Consider the following 19,555-nt stretch of genomic DNA (forward strand, 5'->3'; position numbering starts at 1 on the left):
ATGGATCTTTTCAGCAATCTCGCGCTCGGCTTTGCGACGGCCGGAACTCCGGAAAACCTGTTCTTCTGCCTGATCGGCGTGCTGCTCGGCACGCTGATAGGCGTGCTGCCCGGCATCGGCGCCACGGCGACGATCGCCATGCTCTTGCCGATCACCTTCCAGCTCGAGCCGGTCTCCTCGCTCATCATGCTCGCCGGCATCTATTACGGCGCGCAGTATGGTGGTTCCACGACGGCGATCCTGATCAACATGCCGGGCGAATCCTCTTCGGCCGTCACCGCGATCGACGGTTACCAGATGGCCCGCAAGGGCAGGGCGGGGGCAGCGCTTGCGATCGCGGCGCTCGGCTCGTTCTTCGCCGGCACCGTGTCGACCTTTCTCGTCGCGATCTTCGCGCCGCCTCTCACCGCAATCGCGCTGCAATTCGGTTCGGCGGAATATTTCTCGCTGATGATCGTCGGCCTTGTTTCCTCGATCGCTCTCGCGCACGGCTCTGTCGTCAAGGCGCTGGCGATGGTGGCGCTCGGGCTGCTGCTCGGTCTCGTCGGTACCGACATCTATACCGGCACGCCGCGCTTCACGCTCGGTATCCGCGAATATGCCGATGGGCTGAACTTCGTGGCGCTCGCCGTCGGCGTCTTCGGGGTTGCGGAAATCCTGCGCAACCTCGAGGGCGAGTCGACACGCACGGTGCTGATGGCCAAGGTGTCCGGCCTTTTGCCGTCTCGCCAGGAATTCAAGGAGATGATCGCACCCGTCATTCGAGGCACGGCGATCGGTTCGGCGCTCGGCATCCTGCCGGGCGGTGGCGCCATCCTTGCCTCCTTCGCCTCCTATACGGTGGAAAAGCGGATGTCGAAGACGCCGGAGGAGTTCGGCAAGGGTGCGGTTGCGGGCGTCGCAGGGCCGGAATCGGCAAACAATGCCGGTGCGCAAACCTCGTTCATTCCGCTCCTGACGCTCGGCATTCCGGCCAATCCCGTCATGGCGCTGATGATCGGCGCGATGATCATCCAGGGCATCGTGCCCGGTCCGAACGTCGCCACCGAGCAGCCGGCGCTGTTCTGGGGCATCATCGCCTCGATGTGGATCGGCAACCTGATGCTGGTCATCCTCAACCTGCCGCTGATCGGGCTCTGGGTGAAGCTCTTGACCGTGCCTTACTACGTGCTCTTCCCCGTCATCATGGCTTTCTGCTCGATCGGGGTCTACAGCGTCAACGCCAACGTCTACGATCTCTATGCCGTCGCCTTCTTCGGGCTCATCGGCTATGTGCTGGCAAAGCTTCGTTGCGAACCGGCGCCGCTCTTGCTCGGCTTCGTGCTTGGGCCGCTACTCGAAGAGAACCTCCGGCGCGCCATGATCCTGTCGCGTGGTGATCCGACGACCTTCGTCACGCGGCCGATCAGTGCCATTCTTCTGGCCATTGCGGTTGCCGTGCTGATCGTCGTCTTCCTGCCGAGCGTCAAGAAGAAGCGCGAGGAGGTGTTCGTCGAGGAGGCGTAGAGCATGATGCCGAAAAGTGTGAGCGGTTTTCGGACGACATCATGCTCTAACTCGTTAATTGAGAACGGGATTCAGATTTTTGGCCCGGCCTAAAATCATCCTGTTCTGGGGTTGAACTTGTGGGCCGTTTGATAAACAAGGAATGATCTGATGCGGGCGCCGGTTGGGCGCCCGTTTCGCATGACAGGATATCCAGGCCCCAGGACCATTGCCCGATGAGCATTCCCGCCCGGATCAAGGACGATCTGCCGTTTCTGACCTCCCTGCGCCGCGACCTGCACGCGCATCCCGAACTCGGTTTCGAGGAGGAGCGTACCGCCGGCATCGTCGCGAGGCTTCTCGAAGAAGCTGGTATCACGGTGCATCCCGGCCTCGGCGGCACCGGCGTGGTCGGCACGCTACAGCTCGGCAACGGCTCGCGCAGGATCGGGCTGCGTGCCGATATGGATGCGCTTGCCATGCCTGAAATGGCAGAGCGGCCTTATAAATCGACCGCGCCCGGCAAGATGCATGCCTGCGGCCATGACGGCCATACGGCGATGCTCCTCGGCGCTGCGCGGCATCTTGCTGCGACGCGGAATTTTTCCGGCACGGTGCATTTCATCTTCCAGCCGGCCGAAGAAGGGCGAGGCGGAGCAAGGCGCATGGTCGAGGAGGGGCTGTTTAAGCTTTTTCCCTGCGATGCCGTCTACGGGCTGCATAACATGCCTGGGCTTGCGGTCGATGAGATCGCCGTGGTCGAGGGACCGCAGCTTGCCTCCTCCGACAGCTGGCGCATGACCTTCCGCGGGACCGGCACGCATGGCGCCAAGCCACATCTCGGCCGCGATCCGATCACGGCTGCCGGCACATTCCTGTCATCGCTGCAGACGATCGTCGGACGGGTGGTCGATCCGCTGCAGCCGGCCGTCGTCAGCGCCTGTTTCCTGCGGGCGGGCGACCCGAAGGCGCTGAACGTCATTCCTGATATCGTCGAGATCGGCGGGACGGCGCGGGCCTATTCGCCTGATGTGCGTAATCAGCTGGAGACCGAGATCGGACGACTGGCGCAGGGTAGTGCAGCCATGTACGACATCACCGTGGACTATGCATTCGAACGGCGGATTCCGCCTGTCATCAATGACGCGGATGCGACCATGCGGGCGCTCGCGGCCGCCGGCTCGGTGTTTGGCGGGAAGGTGCAGACAAGTTTTCCGCCGTCGACGGCGGGCGACGATTTCGCCTTCTTCGCCCAGAATGCGCCGGGCTGTTACGTCTGGCTCGGCAACGGCCCGGCGGTGGACGGCGCGCTGCATCACAACACGGCCTATGATTTCAACGATGAAGCGCTTGGTTATGGGGCGGCTTACTGGGTGGCGTTGGTCGAGCGGGAATTGAAGGTCTAGCTGGAGTTTGAGGTGGCGGGGACGCACGCCCCTTTATATATGGTCTGTGCGTCTCGGCTTACATAACCTCCAGCACCGGACTCTCAAGCACTTTCCCCGTCACCACATCGGCAATTCCCCGATCCGTCTGGTGCGGGCCGGCATTGCAGGCGAGCGTTGCGCCGAAGCAGGCCTTGAAGACCCGATAGGGTGGTTTCCAGTCGACAATCTTTTCCATGGCCTTGCGGATGCCGACGAAGGCCAAGGCGGTCTCCTTCAGCGATGCATCCGTCACCAGGCCGGAGAGCGGCAGCCGCAGGATCGCCTCGATTCGGCCGTCCTTGGCGACCGCCATGCCACCGCCGGCTGATATGACGGCGTTGGCGGCGAGCGTCATGTCGCGCGCATTGCCGCCAAAGACGGTGAGGTTGTGGCTGTCATGCGAAACAGTGGTACAGAAGGCGCCGCGCCATTCACCCCAGCCGGTGAGGAAGCCGATACGCGGGGTACCATCGGCTTTGCCGTGGCGATGGGCGACGGCGATCATGGCGCTGCCCGCCGGCGGAACGACGAAACCGTCCCTGACCTCGGTTTCGGCCTCGCCCCATTGCGTGAAGCGCGGGCGGTCGATGGTGGCGACGCGGACGCGCTCGTCCTTCGCCGGAATGCGGAAATCATTCTCAGTCAGCGGCGGCAGCTTCACCGAATTGACAAGCGGCGCCGTATCAATCTGCTGGACGGCAGCCTGCATGCTGCCGTTGCGGGCAGCGATGCGGCCACCTGATATGACCAGCCGTGCCCGGAATTCCATGAGGTCGTCGAAGAGCACGATGTCGGCGCGGCGGCCGGCGGCGACGAGGCCGAGATCGGTGCGCTTCAGACGTTGTGCGGCATTGAAAGTCGCGGCACGGATGGCCCATTCCGGCTTCATGCCGTAGCGCACCAAGCGCCTGATGACGTCGTCGAGGCCACCATCTTCCTGGAGTTCGTCGGGAAAGACGTCGTCAGTGCAGAGCGTGACGGTCGGAGGCAGGTGACCGAGACCGTTCAACACATCGACGAACTCCTTCAGCAGATGGTCGTGCGAGCCGCGCAGCTCGATCGTCAGGCCGGCGGTAAGCTTGGCGAGGAGATCGGCACCGGAGGTAAGTTCGTGGTCGGAGGTGATGCCCGATGCCATGAAGGCGTTGAGATCGGCGCCTTCGAGGCCGCGGGCATGGCCGCAGACGAGCTTGCCGGCGGCGAGGCCGGCATTGACGATGGCCGCCATGCGCGGATCGCCGTCGATGACGCCGCGCATGTTCATCACTTCGGCGATGCCGTCGACGGCGGAGGAGCGCAGCATCTCGGCGACGACGGAGGCATCGAAATCGGCGCCGGCAAGTTCCAGGCCCGGTGCGGAGGGCACGCAGGAGGGCGCGAGCAGGATCATGCGCAGCGGCAGGCAGCGCGCCGCCTCGATCGCCCAGCGCACGCCGTCGAGCCCGTGGACGTTGCCGAATTCATGCGGATCCCAGACGATCGTGGTGACGCCGCGCGGCAGGACGGCGCTTGCATATTCGGCCGGTGTCACCATCGAACTTTCGATGTGCATGTGCGTGTCGATCAGGCCGGGCGTCAGGATACTGCCCGAAGCATTGATGATCTCGACGGCATCCGTGCGGCTTGCCGGGGCATGGACGCTTGATATCAGCGCGCCGACGAGGCCAATATCGGCTTCCCGGATCAGGCCTGTCACCGCATCGAGCAACCGGCCACCGGTGATCAGCATGTCGAAAGGGGCGTCGCCGCGCGCAGCAGTGACGGCGCGGGCGCGCAAGGCGGGATCATTGAGATCGGCGGGTTCCTGACGAGGGGTGGCGGTCATTTGCGGGCCTCGTTGACCAAAGCGGCGAGAATGATGACACGCGCCATGTCGGCATCGATGTCGGCGGCGAATTGGGCATTGAAGGTCGCATGCGTGGCGCGGGTCTCGACGACGGTGCGGCCACGGGTGAGGGCACCTTGCAGCTCGACGTCGATACGCGCGGGGCGGAAGCTGACGATATCTGGAGTGACGAAGGCGACCGCGGCGGAAGGGTCGTAGATCGCCATGGCAGAGCGGCCGCGGCTGGTGCCGATGCGGATATAACCCGAAAACATATCGGCGATGAGTTCGGCATTGACACCGCCGGCATGGCGCACCGGCTCGGCATCCTCGGGTCTTGCCAGCACCTTGCGGCAGAGGTCGAGATCGACCATGCGCAGCGGCAAGCCGTGGGCGATGACGATCGACAGGGCTTCGGGATCGGCGAGCGCATTGAATTCGGCGGAGGCCGTATGGTTGCCTGATGTGACGCCGCCGCCCATCCAGACGAGTTCGGTGATACGGGCGGCAAGATCGGGTCGGGCAAGCGCCACGGCGGCGATGTTGGTGAGCGGGCCGAGCGCCAGGATGCGGTGCTGGCCTTTGCGCTCCAGCCAGCCGCAGAGTGCTGCGAAGGCATCGCTTTCGGCAAGGGCAGCCGCCTGCGGCAGGCTCTTGCCTGATGTCGGGATGCCGGTTTCGCCAAGGATCGCCTGAGCGGTTTCGAGCTTGCCGAGAACAGGCATGGCGCGACCCGTGTGGATGGGGAATTTCCAGCCGAAGGCACTGGCTGCACCTGCGGCATTCATTCTCACCTGCGGCAGCGGCGTATTGCCGAAGACCAGTGATACGCCGTCGATCTCGAATTCAGACTGTACGACCACCAGAATGGCGGCGATATCGTCGAAGCCCATGTCTGTGTCGATCCAAACGCCCATGATTTCACCCGAACCGTTTGAGGGATGCCGCGCCGGCAACCGGCAGATCGAAGGCGAGCGAGGTATCGAGGAGGAGTGCTGCCGAGGCAATGAAAGCTTTTTTCATCTTACATATTCTCCATCTCTGAAGTCTTTTGTGCCGGTTTCGCAGGCCCGGATGATTGGCGGACGATCAGCTGCATGGCGACGCGTTCAATCTTCGCGGTAACGAGCACGCCCTCCCGGATGCCGCTTGTTTTTATCGTATCCACCAGCGCCGACACGGCAATTTCGGCAATCCTATCCATGTCCATCCGGACCGTCGTCAGCGACGGCGTAACAACAGGCGACCAGATGAGGTCATCGAAGCCGGTGACACTGACATCGGCGGGAATGTTGATGCCAGCTTGCTGCAACTCCGTCAGTGCCCGCAACGCCTGCAGGTCGGAGAGGGCGGCAAAGGCGGTGAAACCCTGCCTGACTTTTTCGGCGAGGCCGAGCGGGCAGCCACTGCCGTTCTCCTGCTCCAGCCGGTCGATCCACAGGGTTTCCGAATGCATGCCCGGGCGCAGGCCGGAGCGGATGCCGCCGGTACGGTCATTCTGGACGTTGGATTCCTGATTGTTGCCGATGATGAGGACACGGCGATGGCCGAGGCCCGCGAGATGGCCGGCGATTTCGAGCCCGCCCTGCCAGTGGTCGGCAGCAACGGTGTTTCCAGGCGTCGAGGGAGTGTCAATGATGGCGACCGGACAGGCAGCGGCTGAAATGCGGGTGGCGCGACGGGGAATGATGACCATGCCGTCGACGCCGCGCTCGACTAGCCGGTTGATCGCCTCGGTCTGTGTGGCGACATCGCCGCGGGAGTCGGCGATCAGCACGCCGTATCCGGCGGCGGAGGCGGCGAATTCGATCGCCTGCGCGATCTTCGGGAATAGCGGGTTAGCGATATCGGGCAGCACCAGGCCGAGAACGCCGCTGCGGCCGGTCCGCAACGCCCGGCCGGCCTGGCTCGGGACGTAACCCAATTCGGCTGCGTGCTCGCGGATTCGTTCGACCAGTTGGCCGGAGACCCGGCCCTTGCCGGAAAGCGCGTTGGAGACCGTCGCGACGGAGACGCCGAGCGACGTCGCAATCCTGCTGAGGTTCGGTCCCGGGCACGATGGAGGCATATTTGGGGCGTTCTGATTAAACGATTAATCAAGGCCATACATTAGCTCTTTCTGCTTGTCGATTCTAAATTCATCCTCTGCGCAATTATCTGGCGGCGGAATTCAGCGGCTACGAAAAAGCCCCGCGAGACGATCGCGGGGCTCAGTATTTCCAGAAAGGTCAAACGCCGGTCAGCTCTTGGCGGGCTTCACTGGCGCGGTGGTTTTGCCGCCGGGGGCGAAACCGCCGCCGATCGCGATGTTCAGCGAGACATAGTCTTTGGCCATCTGCTGGACGGATGCGGCAAGGCTTGCCTGGGCGAGCGAAACCTGGCGCTGCGCGTCAAGAACGTCGAGCAGCGAGGAGGCGCCGTCCTTGTAGGATGCTGTGGAAAGTTCGAGCGTTTCCTGCGTGGTCTTCACCTGGGCCTGAAGTGCCGCGACCGTTTGAGCGTCACGCCGGACGGCCGAAAGCGCGTTTTCGACCTGCTCGACTGCGGTCAGCACTGTCGACTTCCAGTTGAGGTAGGCCGTGGCGGCATCGGACTGCGCCGACTTGACGTTGGCGCGCAGGCGACCGCCGTCGAAGATCGGCAGGTTGAGGGTCGGACCGAAGGACCAGGGGGTCAGGCCGCCATGGATGCCGCGCTGGTTGATGTAGGATGGCGAGATCGAGCCGCTGAGCGAGATGCTCGGATAGAGCTGCGCCTGGGCAACACCGATATTGGCCGTTGCGGCGGCGAGATCACGCTCGGCGACCCGGATGTCGGGACGGTTGCGGATCAGGTCTGCCGGAATGCCGGAGGTGATGCCGCCGCGGAATACCGGCTGACCGGAGCCCTTCAGCAATTCATCGACAAGAGCCGAAGCCGGGAGGCCGAGCAGCGTGGCGATGTGATGGGCTGATATGCGAATATTGGTTTCGAGGCCGGGAATTTCGGCGAGCGTCGACTGGACGAGACCTTCGGCCTGAACGACGTCAAGACGCGAGGCGGCGCCAGCTTCAAGCTGGAACTTGGTCAGTTCGTAGGTTTCCTGGCGAGACTTCAGGTTGGCCTTCGAAAGCGCCAGGCGCTGCTGAAAGAAGCGAACGTCGATATAGCTCGAGACAAGGTCCTGAATGAGGGTCAGCCTGGCAACGTCAGCCGATGCGTAAGCGGAATCGAGCGAGGCAAGCGCGCTCTCCGTATTGCGCTTGTAAAGCCCGAAGAGATCGAGCAGCCAGCTCAGCTGGACGTCGCCGGCACTGGTGTTGCGCGTGTCGAGCTGCGTGCGCAGCTCGCCCTTCTGGCCGCTGACCGTCTGCGAGGCGCCGACCATCAGGCTCGGCAGGCCGCCAGCGCCGGCGGTGGTGACGTTTGCGGAAGCTGCATTGATTCTTTCGATCGCCTGCTGAACTGTCAGGTTCTGATCGAGGCCGGCCTTGACGTAGCCGTTCAGTCTTGAATCCTTGAAGGCGGTCCACCATGCTGCAGTAGCAACATCGCCATCACTCTTGGTCCCACCCTCTCCGAATTTGGCGGGCAGCGGCATCTCAGGAGGAACATGATCCGGGCCCACAACGCAGCCCGACAACAATAACAATAATGCCGGTGTGGCAAAACGAAGAGATACCATTCATTTCATCCTGTACTCGAGCAAGTCAATTCTTGTCCAAAGCTTCATGCTTCACTATCGGCCGCCGCGCCTCGTTCTACCAAAAACACCATTCCGAAGCAGTCGGGCGCAATGTAGCAACGGCAACTGCATTATCACAGTGCATTTATATCACAGTCCTGCCGCATTTTTACCGCGTGTGGCAAAGATGCGTCGAATGACGACGAAAAACGACGGCACGAAGAAAATTCCGAGCATCGTCGCCGCCAGCATCCCGCCGAGAACGCCAATGCCGATGGCATTCTGTGCCGCCGAGCCCGCGCCTGTCGCGATCGCCAGCGGCACGACGCCGAGAATGAAGGCAAGCGAAGTCATGATGATCGGCCGCAGGCGTAATCTCGCTGCTTCCAATGTCGCCTCGTAGAGCCCCATGCCGCTTTCCATACGATCCTTGGCGAATTCGACGATCAGGATCGCGTTCTTCGCCGCCAGCCCGATAGTGGTGAGCAGGCCGACCTTGAAATAGACGTCGTTCGCCTGGCCGAAGAGGGTTGCCGCCGTCAGTGCCCCGAGAATACCGACGGGTACCGCCATGATCACCGAGAAAGGGATCGACCAGCTTTCGTAAAGCGCAGCCAGGCAGAGGAAGACGACGAGAACCGAGATCGCATAGAGCATCGGTGCCTGCGAACCGGAAAGGCGCTCCTGATAGGATATGCCCTGCCAGGCGACCGTATAACCGCCGCCGAGTTCATTGGTCAGGGCTTCCATTTCGTTCATCGCATCGCCGGAGGAAACTCCGGGAGCGGACGCGCCGTCGAGCGGAATTGCACTGACGGCGTTGAAGCGGGCAAGCGAGGGCGCGCCCTTCACCCACTCCGTGCGGGTAAAGGCGGAGAAGGGCACCATTTCGCCGTCATTGTTGCGGGCGTACCAGTGGTTGAGGTCGCTCGGCTGCATGCGGAAGGGCGCATCGCCCTCGACGTAGACCGGCTTGATCTCGCCATTCAGCGTGAAGTCGTTGACGTCGCGGCCGGTGAAGATGATCGACAACATCGAGTTGACCGAGGCGATGTCGACGCCCATGGCGCCGATCTTCTCCTGATCCAGCACGATGCGCATCTGCGGCTCGACTTCCTTGTTGCTGCTGCGCAGCGCCACGATCTTGCCCGACGTGTTGCCCATCTGGATCAGCCGCTTGGAGGCTGCCGTCAGGGCGTCGTTGCCGTGGCCGCCGGTATCGACGAGATACATCGAGAAGCCGCTCGACACGCCAAGCCCCTGGATCGCCGGCGGGAGCAGCGCGAAGACCTGCGCCTCGCGGATCGCAAAGAAGCTGCGCAGCGCACGGTTGACGACCGATTGGGCGCTCAGCGTCGGATCGGTGCGCTGTGCGAAATCCTTCAGTTTGGTGAAGACGATGGCGCTGTTCTGGCCGGAACCGCTGAAGCCGAAGCCGAGCGCGCCGAAGACGGAATCGACGGCGTCCTTCTCGTTTTCACGATAATATTTCTCGACCTTCTCGACGACCGCCTGGGTCTGCTGCGTGGTCGAACCCGGCGGCGTGGTGACGATGGTCAGCAGCACGCCCTGGTCTTCCTGCGGCAGGAAGGAGCTCGGCAGGCGGGTGAAGAGATAAGCGCAGCCGGCGCCGACCAGAAGGAAGACCAGCATGACACGGATCGGCCGCTTCAGCAGATAGCCGATGGCGCTGATATAGCCGTTGGTCGAGCGCGTGAAGTTGCGGTTGAACCAGTCGCCGACACGGTGCTTCCTGTGTTCGCCGACCGGCTTCAGCATCGTGGCGCAAAGTGCGGGCGTCAGCACGAGGGCGACGAGCGCCGACAGCAGCATGGCCGAGACGATGGTGATCGAGAACTGGCGATAGATGATGCCGGTCGAACCACCGAAGAAGGCCATCGGAATGAAGACGGCAGTCAGGACGAGCGCAATGCCGACAATGGCGCCGGTGATCTCGCCCATCGATTTTTCCGTTGCCTCGAGCGGCGAGAGCTTTTCTTCGGACATGATGCGTTCGACGTTTTCGACGACGACGATGGCGTCGTCGACGAGAAGACCGATCGCCAGCACCATGGCGAACATCGTCAAGGTATTGATCGAGTAACCGGTGACCGCCAGCACCCCGAAGGTGCCGAGCAGCACCACGGGAACGGCAATCGTCGGGATCAGCGTCGCACGGAGATTCTGCAGGAAGACGAGCAGCACCACGAAGACGAGCACGATCGCCTCGATCAGCGTGTGCACGACCTTCTCGATCGACAGTTCCACGAAGGGCGTGGTGTCGTAGGGATAGGTGATCTCCACACCTGCCGGCAGACCGCGGCCGATGACCTCCAGGGCGGAGCGCACACGGGCAGCGGTATCGATTGCGTTGGCGCCGATCGCAAGGTTGACGGCAAAACCGGTCGATGGCTGGCCGTTGTACCGCGAACTACCGCCGTAGCTTTCCTGACCGATCTCGATGCGCGAGACGTCGCTCAGGCGCACCGTCGCGCCGTCCTTTTCGACCTTCAGGATGATGTGCTCGAAATCGGCGACGGTGGTCAGCTGGCTTTGAGCGGTGATGGTGACGTTGATCTGCTGGCCGGGGATCGTCGGCTGGGCACCGAGCGAGCCAACGGAGACCTGGGTGTTCTGCGCCTGGATGGCTGACGTCACGTCGCTCGGCGTCAACTGGTATTTCAGCAGCTTGAACGGATCGAGCCAGACGCGCATGGCGTATCCCGAACCGAAGACATTGATGCTGCCGACGCCTTCCAGGCGTTGGATCTGATCCTCGATCGAGGTCGACATGATGTTGCCGAGGTCGACGGAGTTGCGTTTGCCGTCGGTCGAAACAAGCGAGCCGACGAGAAGGATGCTCGAGGTCGAGCGGGTGACGCTGATGCCGGCATCGATGACGTCGCTTGGGAGCTGCGACTGAACCAGCTGCAGCTTGTTCTGCACCTGCACCTGGGCGATATCGGGGTCGGCGCTCGTCCCGAAGGTGAGCTGGATGCTGGCCGAACCCGTCGATGAGGTCGAGGTCATATAAGTGAGATCGTCGAGGCCGGTCATGCCATCCTCGATGATCGTCGTCACCGATTTCTCGACAGTCTCGGCGCTGGCGCCGCGATAGGTGGCGTTGATGCGAACCGTCGTCGGGGCGATGTCGGGATATTGCGAGATCGACAGCGTGAAGATCGCCAGCAGGCCGGCGAGCATGATGGTGATCGCAATGACCCAGGCGAAAATCGGACGTCGGATGAAAAACTTGGCCATCGGTTGTTCCTGTGCGACGAGACGGTGACGATGCGGGGCTTCAGCGATTACTTCGCTGTAGGCTTCTGTGCGTCACCGGCCGCGGGCTGCTCGGCAGGCACGACCACGCCGTTGTCATTGATCTTCATCGGGACCGGCTTCACCGGCATGCCGGAGGTGATCGATTGCAGGCCGCTGACGATCAACTGATCGCCGTCCTTGATGCCTTCGGTCACGAGCCAGGAATTGTTGGAGGGCGAGCTGTTCTCGAAGGCGCGGGTTTCGACCTTGCCGTCGGCGGAAACGAACTGTGCCGTCAGCCGGCCGTTGGCGTCACGGCTTGTCGCCAGCTGCGGGAGCGCATAACCGGCCTCGGCGCCAAGCTCGACGGTTGCGCGGACATACATGCCGGGCAGGACAATACGGTCGGGATTGGGAAAGAGCACGCGGATGATGAAGGTACCTGTGGTCTCGCTGACCACCTGCTTCGACATGTCCAGCTTGCCCTGCTGGTTGTATTCCTTGCCGTTTTCCAGGATCAGGTGGAAGACGACATTGGCTTCGCCCTTGATGTCCCCGGCGGTCATCGCATCACGCAGCTTCAGCAGGTTGGTGCTCGATTCCGTCAGCGAGATGTAGATCGGATCGAGCTGGCGGATCGTCGTCAGCGCCGTCGTCTGGTTGGCAGAGACGACGTTGCCGACGTTAACGGCCGTCTGGTCGATGATGCCATCGAAAGGGGCGACGATCCTGGTGTGGTCGAGGTCGATCTGTGCCGCGGAAAGCGCGGCCTTCGCCGACTCGACTTCGGCCTTGGCCTGGAGCAGCGTCGTCTTGGCTGTTTCGAATTCGATCTGGGTGGCGCCGCTGCCGACGAGGCGCTGATAACGGTCGAGATTGCTTTCAGCGCTCGGCACGCTGGCTTGCGCCTTGGAGATAGCCGCCTTGGCCTGCTCGACGATGGCGATATAGGGTGCATCCTCGATCTGGTAGAGAAGGTCGCCCTTCTTGATTTCGCCGCCTTCCTTGAAGGCGATCTCACGGATGAGGCCGCTGACCTGCGGCCGGATATCGGCTGTCTGAAATGTCTCGGCGCGGCCGGGCAGGATCGTGGTGATTGGGAACGTGCCCTTCGTCAGCGCAATCACGCCGACGGGGGCAGCCTGCTGTGCCGCGCCTGCGCCCGCATTGCCGGCCGGCTTGGAGCCATTGTCGCTGCAGGCGGCGAGAAGGGCTGCGAATGCCAGGGCCGAGGAGATGAGGAGGGCACGCCGTATCATGCTGAATTCCTGTGCGGTGGCAATCGCCGTTCAATCTACGAGCTCGGGCCTGCGGGCTCGGCTTGACCAAGCGCAGGCTTATATAAGCGTCAGGATTGAGTTCGCTCCAAATGCCGTTATCCGAATTTAAGAAAAGCTTTACGAAGTGACGTAATTCAGCAATCATCACTTAGCAAGCGCTATTTTGCAGTGCGGCATCGACGAAACACACGATTTTTTCGGCGCGGCGCACGAGCGTCTCCTTGTCGTCGCGGGCGATCAGGACAGGGTGCAGCACGCAGGCCAGGACGTCTGCGACGGTATGTGCCGCACTCCCGGCATCGCGGCAATGATAACGTCCCTCCGCCATGCCTTCGTGGATGATCTCGCCGAGCTTCGCTTCGATGCGGGCGCGATAGCGATTGCCGGCCTCGAGTTTGGCTTCAATCGTCGAGAGTACCATTTCGAAGATATAAGGGTTCTTCTGGATGTCCTGCAGGTGGCTCTCCAGCAGGCGCAGGATGAAGCGGAGCAGTTGTTCCCTCGGCGGCAGGTTCCCATCAAAGGCTGCGAAGCGCTCGGCAGCATCGTCGAGATGGCGTCCGGCGATCGCATCGACGAGCGCGACCTTGGAACGGAAATGCTTGAAGACATTGGCGGGCGACATGTGGAGCGCGCCGGCGATATCGGCGATCGACACAGCAACGAAGCCGCGCTCGCGAAACAGCATCTCCGCCATGGAGAGAATGTCCTCTCGCGTTTCCTCGGCCTTGCGTCTTGGCCTTCTTGTCATCTGTTCCCCGCCGGGCCGAGCCCGATACCCCTTTTTGCCAATGCTAGCGCATAAGCCCGAAAATCGGAATCGATTTTCGGAAAGGATTATGCGCCGATTCAAAGTGATAGAGCGTCCTTAGCGCGTCCTTTCGGGCGCGCGGCGTTCTAGCGCTATTGGACGAAATGCTGCAAGCCGATGATCGGCCCGGCGGCTTTCGTGTGCCGCGATTTCAAGGGAAATAGCGGGCGAGGTTGGTTCGGACACGGGCAAGCGGCGTCTCGCCGCTATTGTCGGGAACGAAGCGCTCACCGGTGATCGCCTCGTAGGCTTTGATGTAGACGGCCGAGGTCTGCTCGATCAGTTCGGCGGGGATTTCCGGGATCTCGTCCTTATAGGGATCGCAACGCTCCGCCACCCAGGCGCGGACGAAATCCTTGTCGAAACTTTCCGGGCGTTTTCCAGCGGCAAAGCTTGCCGGATAGCTTTCGGCAAGCCAGTAGCGACTGCTGTCCGGCGTATGGATCTCGTCGGCGAGGATAATGTTGCCGTCACCGTCGGTGCCGAACTCGTATTTGGTATCGACCAGGATCAGCCCGTTTTTCGCCGCCATCTCCTGGCCCCGAGCAAAGAGGGCGAGCGCATATGTCGACAGCGTCTGCCATTGCTCTTTCGTCAGAAGGCCACGCGTGACGATTTCGGCCGGCGTCAGCGGTTCATCGTGGCCGCCGTCGAATTCCTTGCTGGTCGGCGTGATGACAGGTTCGGGCAGGATCTGGTTGTCGCGCATGCCATCGGGCAGACGCATGCCGTACATCTCGCGCTCGCCCTTTTTATAAAGCGTCAGGATCGAGGTGCCGGTGGTGCCGGCGAGATAACCGCGCACGACGATCTCGACCGGCAGGATGTCGAGCCGCTTGCCGATGACCACATTCGGATCGGGATAGTCGAGAACGTGGTTCGGGCAGATGTCCTTCGTCGCCTCGAACCAGTAGCGCGCCGTCTGCGTCAGTACCTCGCCTTTATAGGGGATGCAGGTGAGAATGCGGTCGAAAGCGCTCAGCCGGTCGGTGCTGATAATGATGCGGCGTCCGTTCGGAAGATCGTAATTCTCGCGCACCTTGCCGCGATAATAGTTCGGCAATTCCGGGAAATGGGCTTCGGAGAGAATTCGCACGGCGCTCGACTGTCCTTAATTATTGGGTGAAGACTTCCTGCTCTAGTTTCATTGCTGGGGAAGTCAAGCCGATCGGGTAATGCATCACAGCCAGAACAGAGCGGTAAGAAGCAGGGCGAGGCCGTAACTTGTGACGGCAAGCGGCCAGCCGGCGCGCAGGAAATCGCCGAAGCGGTAGCCGCCGATGCCCATTGCCAGTGTGTTGTTGTGATGGCCGAAGGGCGTCAGGAAATCGAGGGAGGCGCCGGCGGCGACCGCGATCAGATAGGCGTCCGGCGCATGCCGGCCGGCTCTTGCGAATTCCAGAGCGATCGGGGTCAGGACGATCGCGACCGTCGCGTTGTTGACAAAAGGCGTCAATGCCATGGCGAGGAAGAGGATGAGGGCGATGCCGATGAGCGGATGGGTGATCGGCACGACGAGGCTGAGCCAGCTGGCGATGGTTTCGGCCGCTCCGGTGCTCGCCACCGCCTGGCCGATCGGGATCATCGCCGCGAGCATGATGATGATCGGCCAATTGAGATCGGCCATCGCCCGACGGATGTTCAGATGATTGAGCAGAGCGAGCACGAGTACGACGCCGGCAAAAGCGACGTCGGGACGCAGGCCGGCCGCGGAGGCGGCGACGCCACAGGCAAAGAGCGCGAAGGGCCGCCAGGAAAGGAGCGCCGGTTCGGCCGGTGCTGTCGAGGCGAGTGGCAGGCACTCGCTTTCCTCCAACGCTTCTGAAATCGCCGGGCGCGGCCCCTCCAGTGTCAATATATCGCCGATCGACAATTGCAGGTCGAGGAAGCGGCCCTCGATGCGTGGCGCGCGCATGGAAAGGGCGGTGACCGCGATGCCGCGACGGTGGAAGATTTCGAGCGAGCGGACGCGCGAACCGACCAACGTGCTTTCCGGCATGACGACGGCTTCGACATGGGTGAAATCCGGCTGCAGGCCATGCGGATGGGCATCGGCCATCAGCGCCTGCGTGGCGGCAAGGTCGGCAAAGACCGCATCGGCGCCCTCGGCAAGCAGCACGTCGCCCGGTTCGATCACCGACTGGTCGAGCGGACCGAAGACGAAATTATCGCCGCGGATCAGCGCGTGCGGCTTGATGCCGAAACGCACCGGGCAATCGGAAAGCCGCACGCCGATCAGTGGCGAGATATCAGGGATGTAACGCTCGACGACGACGCGGCGCGCGGCCGGGGAGGTCGTCACCGGTGTTTCGTCGGGCTCCGGAAACAGGCGCTGCACGCGAAAGGCGATGAGCAGAATTCCGGCGATGGCGACCGGCAGGCCGTCATAGGCGAAATCGAAGAAGCGAAAGCCGGTTCCGGTCGCCTTGGCGAGCCCATCGCTGACGAGCAGGTTGGCCGGGGTGCCGATCAGCGAAACGAGACCGCCGAGCAGGGCTGCGAACGAGACCGGCATGGCGAGCTGGCGGCGGGGGATTTTCAGGGTCGCGCCGAGGCGTAGCGCCACCGGCAAGGTGATCGCAAAGGCGCCGATATTGTTCATGAAGATGGACATGAAGCCGGCGAGTGCGGAAGTGCCGGCGATGACGGTGAAGTCGGAGGGTCTTGTGGCCGCGAAACGGGCGGCGAGACTGTCGAAGAGCCTAGCGCGCGCGAGCACCTGGACGATCAGCAGGATCTCGACGACGGTGATGACGACGGGACTGGCGAAGCCCGTGAAGATCTGGTCGGCGGGATAAAGGCCGAGCGCATAGCCGGCAAGCAGGCCGGCGATCGAGACCACCTCGATGCGGATGCGATCGAGCGAGGAGAGAGTGAGCATCGCCAGCAGAAGGATCAGCAGGGATGCTTGCTCGAACATGGGCGGGTCCGTTGTTTCATCGATCAGGCGGACTGTAATCGTTCCTCATGCGCTGTACAGAGGCGCCTTCAGGTCAGGATTGAACAATCCTCACATCTCGCGTCAGGCTGGTGGTGCCTGCCACCGGCCGGCGGCATTCCGCTCCAGAATGGGCGTTGCGAAGACGCTGACGGTACGCGCGATCCATTGTGGCCCGACGGCTGCGAGGCTGTCGCGCCACCGCTCCGATTGCAGCATGGCCGCACCGATGGCGACGGGTTCGATACCACAGGCCATCAGCAGACGCAGGCCGGCAACGATCGAGGCACCGCTGGAAATGACGTCATCGATGAGTGCGACGCGCCGTCCCTGAAGCAGCGGCAGCATGCGTGGATCGATATAGAGGCGTTTCTGCTGTGTCGGCGTGGTGATCGAAGACAGGGCAACGGAGAGTTCGTCGCGATACCAGAATTTGCGTGAGGTGCCGAGCGGAACATAGCGGTCATGGCCGAGCTTCTGCGCCACGGCGGCGGCCAGCGTCAGGCCGAGCGTCGGCAGGCCGGCGACGACATCGATGCGCATGGGCCTGATCTTTTCGGCGAGGCTTTCGGCAAGCGTATCGAGGACGAGGAAGCTCGCCTGGTTGACGATCAGCGAGGCGAGGGCGTGATTGCCATCCGCCAGCTCACGGATCGGCAGGCGAAGCTGACGGCCATCTTCGAGCGCGGCGACATAGAAAGAGGTGAATTCGCCATCGCCGGCAAAGGTGCCGGGCGGGTGGATCTCCTGCCAGAAATCGTGCAGCGTCATCTCCGTCACAGCAGTCAATTGCGTCTCGTCCTTTCCAAGCCGGTTCTCCGGCGTAGTGCCTGCAATTCCGGTTCGGTCAGCGCACGCACGGCGCCTTTCGGCAGTTCGCCGAGTTCAAGCCCGCCAATTGCGACGCGCACGAGGCGCAGGCATTCGGTTCCCAGCGCCTCCAGCATGCGGCGGATCTGGCGGTTGCGGCCTTCGTCGAGCTCGACCTCGATCCATGAATTCCTGTCGCCCTGGCGCAGGCGCCGCGCGGCGGTCGCCGTCAGCAACTCGCCGTCGTGGCGGATGCCCGATGTCATGGCGGCAATGTCCTCGTCGTCCATGATGCGGTCGATCTGGACATGATAGGTCTTCGTCACATGCGTGACCGGATCGAGCAGGATCTGGGCGAATTCGGTGTCGTTGGTGAAAAGCAGCAGGCCCTCGCTCGCTTTGTCGAGCCGGCCGACGGGAGAGAGATGCGGGATGTCGAAATCCCTGAGGCAATCATAGACCGTCGGCCTGCCTTCTGGATCGTGGCGGGTGGTGACGAGACCGCGGGGCTTGTTGAGCATCAGATAGATTTTCGCTTCGGCAGCGATGGCGAGGCCATCGATACTGATCCTTGCCGTGGCAAGATCGACCCATGCGGAGGTATCGCTGACGGTGCGGCCGTCGACCGCAACGCGATTTTCGGCAATCAGACGTTCGGCCTGCGTGCGGGAGCAATAACCGAGCTTGGAAAGGGCGCGGGGAAGGGTAACCCGCTTAGCCGCGGCGTTATCGGCGGGCTTTGTCCGCTCACGCGTCTTGTGCGGTGGGCGCCGCTCCCTCATCTGCCATCCTTGTCCTGCTTTTGGTGCCGCTTTCTTGCATGAACGGCGCAAGGATGCCAGCAAGGCAAATTAAAAACGAGGAGGAATGACAGGCGCCGCAAAAGAGGCTCAGCGCTTTGGGGTAAAGCGCCGTCACGGCTTTATAGGGTGGCGCTGCCTCAGCGGCAGGCCATGAAGCCGGCCAGTTCCTTACGGCTGACGACGATACCGGCGGCGGCCTTGACCGGGTCCGGATGTGTGTAGGACAGACTAGGCATTTCCGGCAAATCGAGTGCCTGGCGCATATTCATGATGCCGACCGCATAGCGGCCATTGGCGCTGTCGACGCTGACTTCGATTATGCAGTTGGCTCGCTTGTTTTCCATGGTAGTCCTCCCTTCGTTTTTTATGTTCCCATAGCTCACATTAAAAATTGGTTTTTGTAAGACATAAGCATTTACGCACCCTGCCGAAAAACGTTCGGCGGGTGCGTAAAAAACTAGTTTATGGGTCGGTATAGCGTGTTCAGCGCCACCATTGGCGTGGCTGGGGCTGTGGGCTGCCGGAAAGCAGGTATCCGGCGAGGAATCCGATTGCGCCTGCAAGCACCAGCGCAGTGGTCGTTGCGGCCGGATGCTCGCGGGCGGCGTCGGCGGCAGCGACGCCTTCGGCCCTGATCTGGGCGACAGCATTCTTTGCCCGAGGCAGGGCTTCGTCATAAGCCTTGCCGGCGCGGCCGCGCACTTCGTAATAGGCTTCGGCGCCCTGAGCGGAAATCATCTTCTGCAGGCGCGAGACTTCCTGCTGGAGTGCGGCAATGTCCTTGCTGACAGATGCTCTGATATCATCGGTATTGGCAGCCATGTTGGTCTCCTTCCTTCAATGGGAAAGACAACACCCAACTCGGTTATAGGTTCCGAAATCTCAGCCGCTGATTTGTGACGGAAATTTAAAGCTCGCCGGTTGGCGCCACTTTAATCCTCTGTTAACCATAAATCCGCGCAAGATCCTGTTTTTTCGCTATCTTTCGGTAGCTGGGAGCGACTTTCCGATGGATTTTTGACCAGTCGGTAAAGGAATTTTCGAGAATCCGCTCCGAAAACGCGTCCTGTGGATAATATCCATCAACAAAACACCAGCGGAATCAACCTGTTACAAAAATGTCAAAAAACTTTTGTTTGGTGTGTTGACTGTTTGGGAGGGTTAGTTCTATAAGCCCACTCACTGAACGAGGGCGGCGGCGCTGCTGGCGACGAAGTCTTTCGTTCTAAAGAAACTCAAGCGGATTAGCGG

At 62.0% G+C, this 19,555-nt stretch carries 15 protein-coding genes; 2 read left to right on the forward strand and 13 right to left on the reverse strand.

Annotated elements, in window-relative coordinates; translation table 11 throughout:
- Together AC1D2N_RS26280 and AC1D2N_RS26285 are read left to right on the forward strand one after the other, a co-directional pair.
- Nucleotides 1-1,506: a tripartite tricarboxylate transporter permease gene (locus AC1D2N_RS26280; protein ID WP_018243405.1), complete on the forward strand. Its 1,506-nt coding sequence runs from the start codon at nucleotides 1-3 to the stop codon at nucleotides 1,504-1,506.
- A 215-nt stretch (nucleotides 1,507-1,721) separates the two neighbouring features.
- Nucleotides 1,722-2,891: a M20 aminoacylase family protein gene (locus AC1D2N_RS26285; RefSeq protein WP_130758930.1), complete on the forward strand. Its 1,170-nt coding sequence runs from the start codon at nucleotides 1,722-1,724 to the stop codon at nucleotides 2,889-2,891.
- 58 nt (nucleotides 2,892-2,949) lie between these two features.
- Here AC1D2N_RS26285 and AC1D2N_RS26290 read toward each other — a convergent pair whose 3' ends face one another.
- The 13 genes from AC1D2N_RS26290 to AC1D2N_RS26350 form a co-directional block, all read right to left on the reverse strand.
- Nucleotides 2,950-4,737: an adenine deaminase gene (locus tag AC1D2N_RS26290; RefSeq protein WP_130758929.1), complete on the reverse strand. Its 1,788-nt coding sequence runs from the start codon at nucleotides 4,735-4,737 to the stop codon at nucleotides 2,950-2,952.
- Nucleotides 4,734-5,654: a nucleoside hydrolase gene (locus AC1D2N_RS26295; RefSeq protein ID WP_130758928.1), complete on the reverse strand. Its 921-nt coding sequence runs from the start codon at nucleotides 5,652-5,654 to the stop codon at nucleotides 4,734-4,736. The genes AC1D2N_RS26290 and AC1D2N_RS26295 overlap by 4 nt, the downstream gene beginning before the upstream one ends.
- A 107-nt stretch (nucleotides 5,655-5,761) precedes the next feature.
- A complete protein-coding gene (locus AC1D2N_RS26300; RefSeq protein ID WP_130758927.1) occupies nucleotides 5,762-6,805 on the reverse strand; it encodes a LacI family DNA-binding transcriptional regulator in 1,044 nt (347 codons plus the stop codon).
- Between the two features lie 171 nt (nucleotides 6,806-6,976).
- The gene (locus tag AC1D2N_RS26305) at nucleotides 6,977-8,401 is read right to left on the reverse strand and encodes an efflux transporter outer membrane subunit (protein WP_477982297.1); all 1,425 of its coding nucleotides are present in this window, start codon (nucleotides 8,399-8,401) and stop codon (nucleotides 6,977-6,979) included.
- A gap of 150 nt (nucleotides 8,402-8,551) precedes the next feature.
- The gene (locus AC1D2N_RS26310; protein WP_018445872.1) at nucleotides 8,552-11,662 is read right to left on the reverse strand and encodes an efflux RND transporter permease subunit; all 3,111 of its coding nucleotides are present in this window, start codon (nucleotides 11,660-11,662) and stop codon (nucleotides 8,552-8,554) included.
- Nucleotides 11,663-11,709: 47 nt separating this feature from the next.
- Entirely contained in the window at nucleotides 11,710-12,921 is a 1,212-nt protein-coding gene (locus tag AC1D2N_RS26315) for an efflux RND transporter periplasmic adaptor subunit (RefSeq protein ID WP_130758925.1), read from the reverse strand.
- Between the two features lie 169 nt (nucleotides 12,922-13,090).
- Nucleotides 13,091-13,693, reverse strand: a complete 603-nt coding sequence (locus AC1D2N_RS26320) for a TetR/AcrR family transcriptional regulator (protein ID WP_018243395.1) — start codon at nucleotides 13,691-13,693, stop codon at nucleotides 13,091-13,093.
- 211 nt (nucleotides 13,694-13,904) lie between these two features.
- Nucleotides 13,905-14,849, reverse strand: coding sequence for a phosphoribosylaminoimidazolesuccinocarboxamide synthase (locus AC1D2N_RS26325; protein WP_130758924.1), 945 nt, complete (start codon nucleotides 14,847-14,849; stop codon nucleotides 13,905-13,907).
- A gap of 84 nt (nucleotides 14,850-14,933) precedes the next feature.
- The gene (locus AC1D2N_RS26330) at nucleotides 14,934-16,673 is read right to left on the reverse strand and encodes an SLC13 family permease (RefSeq protein WP_130758923.1); all 1,740 of its coding nucleotides are present in this window, start codon (nucleotides 16,671-16,673) and stop codon (nucleotides 14,934-14,936) included.
- A gap of 102 nt (nucleotides 16,674-16,775) precedes the next feature.
- A complete protein-coding gene (locus AC1D2N_RS26335) occupies nucleotides 16,776-17,462 on the reverse strand; it encodes a phosphoribosyltransferase (protein ID WP_130759090.1) in 687 nt (228 codons plus the stop codon).
- 14 nt (nucleotides 17,463-17,476) lie between these two features.
- Nucleotides 17,477-18,283, reverse strand: coding sequence for a pseudouridine synthase (locus AC1D2N_RS26340; RefSeq protein ID WP_018445866.1), 807 nt, complete (start codon nucleotides 18,281-18,283; stop codon nucleotides 17,477-17,479).
- 158 nt (nucleotides 18,284-18,441) lie between these two features.
- Entirely contained in the window at nucleotides 18,442-18,648 is a 207-nt protein-coding gene (locus tag AC1D2N_RS26345) for a hypothetical protein (protein ID WP_003542611.1), read from the reverse strand.
- Nucleotides 18,649-18,787: 139 nt separating this feature from the next.
- Nucleotides 18,788-19,126, reverse strand: coding sequence for a hypothetical protein (locus AC1D2N_RS26350; protein WP_018243390.1), 339 nt, complete (start codon nucleotides 19,124-19,126; stop codon nucleotides 18,788-18,790).
- Nucleotides 19,127-19,555 lie beyond the last annotated feature (429 nt).

The organism is Rhizobium sp. P1_B8, assembly GCF_056406515.1.

Excerpts from the sequence above, each read along its gene's own strand:
- AC1D2N_RS26280 (WP_018243405.1), top strand. The coding sequence starts at position 1 with ATGGATCTTTTCAGCAATCTCGCGCTCGGCTTTGCGACGGCCGGAACT.
- AC1D2N_RS26320 (WP_018243395.1), bottom strand. The coding sequence starts at position 13,693 with ATGACAAGAAGGCCAAGACGCAAGGCCGAGGAAACGCGAGAGGACATT.
- AC1D2N_RS26350 (WP_018243390.1), bottom strand. The coding sequence starts at position 19,126 with ATGGCTGCCAATACCGATGATATCAGAGCATCTGTCAGCAAGGACATT.
- AC1D2N_RS26295 (WP_130758928.1), bottom strand. The coding sequence starts at position 5,654 with ATGGGCGTTTGGATCGACACAGACATGGGCTTCGACGATATCGCCGCC.
- AC1D2N_RS26330 (WP_130758923.1), bottom strand. The coding sequence starts at position 16,673 with ATGTTCGAGCAAGCATCCCTGCTGATCCTTCTGCTGGCGATGCTCACT.
- AC1D2N_RS26305 (WP_477982297.1), bottom strand. The coding sequence starts at position 8,401 with ATGGTATCTCTTCGTTTTGCCACACCGGCATTATTGTTATTGTTGTCG.
- AC1D2N_RS26335 (WP_130759090.1), bottom strand. The coding sequence starts at position 17,462 with ATGACGCTGCACGATTTCTGGCAGGAGATCCACCCGCCCGGCACCTTT.
- AC1D2N_RS26345 (WP_003542611.1), bottom strand. The coding sequence starts at position 18,648 with ATGGAAAACAAGCGAGCCAACTGCATAATCGAAGTCAGCGTCGACAGC.
- AC1D2N_RS26315 (WP_130758925.1), bottom strand. The coding sequence starts at position 12,921 with ATGATACGGCGTGCCCTCCTCATCTCCTCGGCCCTGGCATTCGCAGCC.
- AC1D2N_RS26340 (WP_018445866.1), bottom strand. The coding sequence starts at position 18,283 with ATGAGGGAGCGGCGCCCACCGCACAAGACGCGTGAGCGGACAAAGCCC.
- AC1D2N_RS26310 (WP_018445872.1), bottom strand. The coding sequence starts at position 11,662 with ATGGCCAAGTTTTTCATCCGACGTCCGATTTTCGCCTGGGTCATTGCG.
- AC1D2N_RS26300 (WP_130758927.1), bottom strand. The coding sequence starts at position 6,805 with ATGCCTCCATCGTGCCCGGGACCGAACCTCAGCAGGATTGCGACGTCG.
- AC1D2N_RS26290 (WP_130758929.1), bottom strand. The coding sequence starts at position 4,737 with ATGACCGCCACCCCTCGTCAGGAACCCGCCGATCTCAATGATCCCGCC.
- AC1D2N_RS26285 (WP_130758930.1), top strand. The coding sequence starts at position 1,722 with ATGAGCATTCCCGCCCGGATCAAGGACGATCTGCCGTTTCTGACCTCC.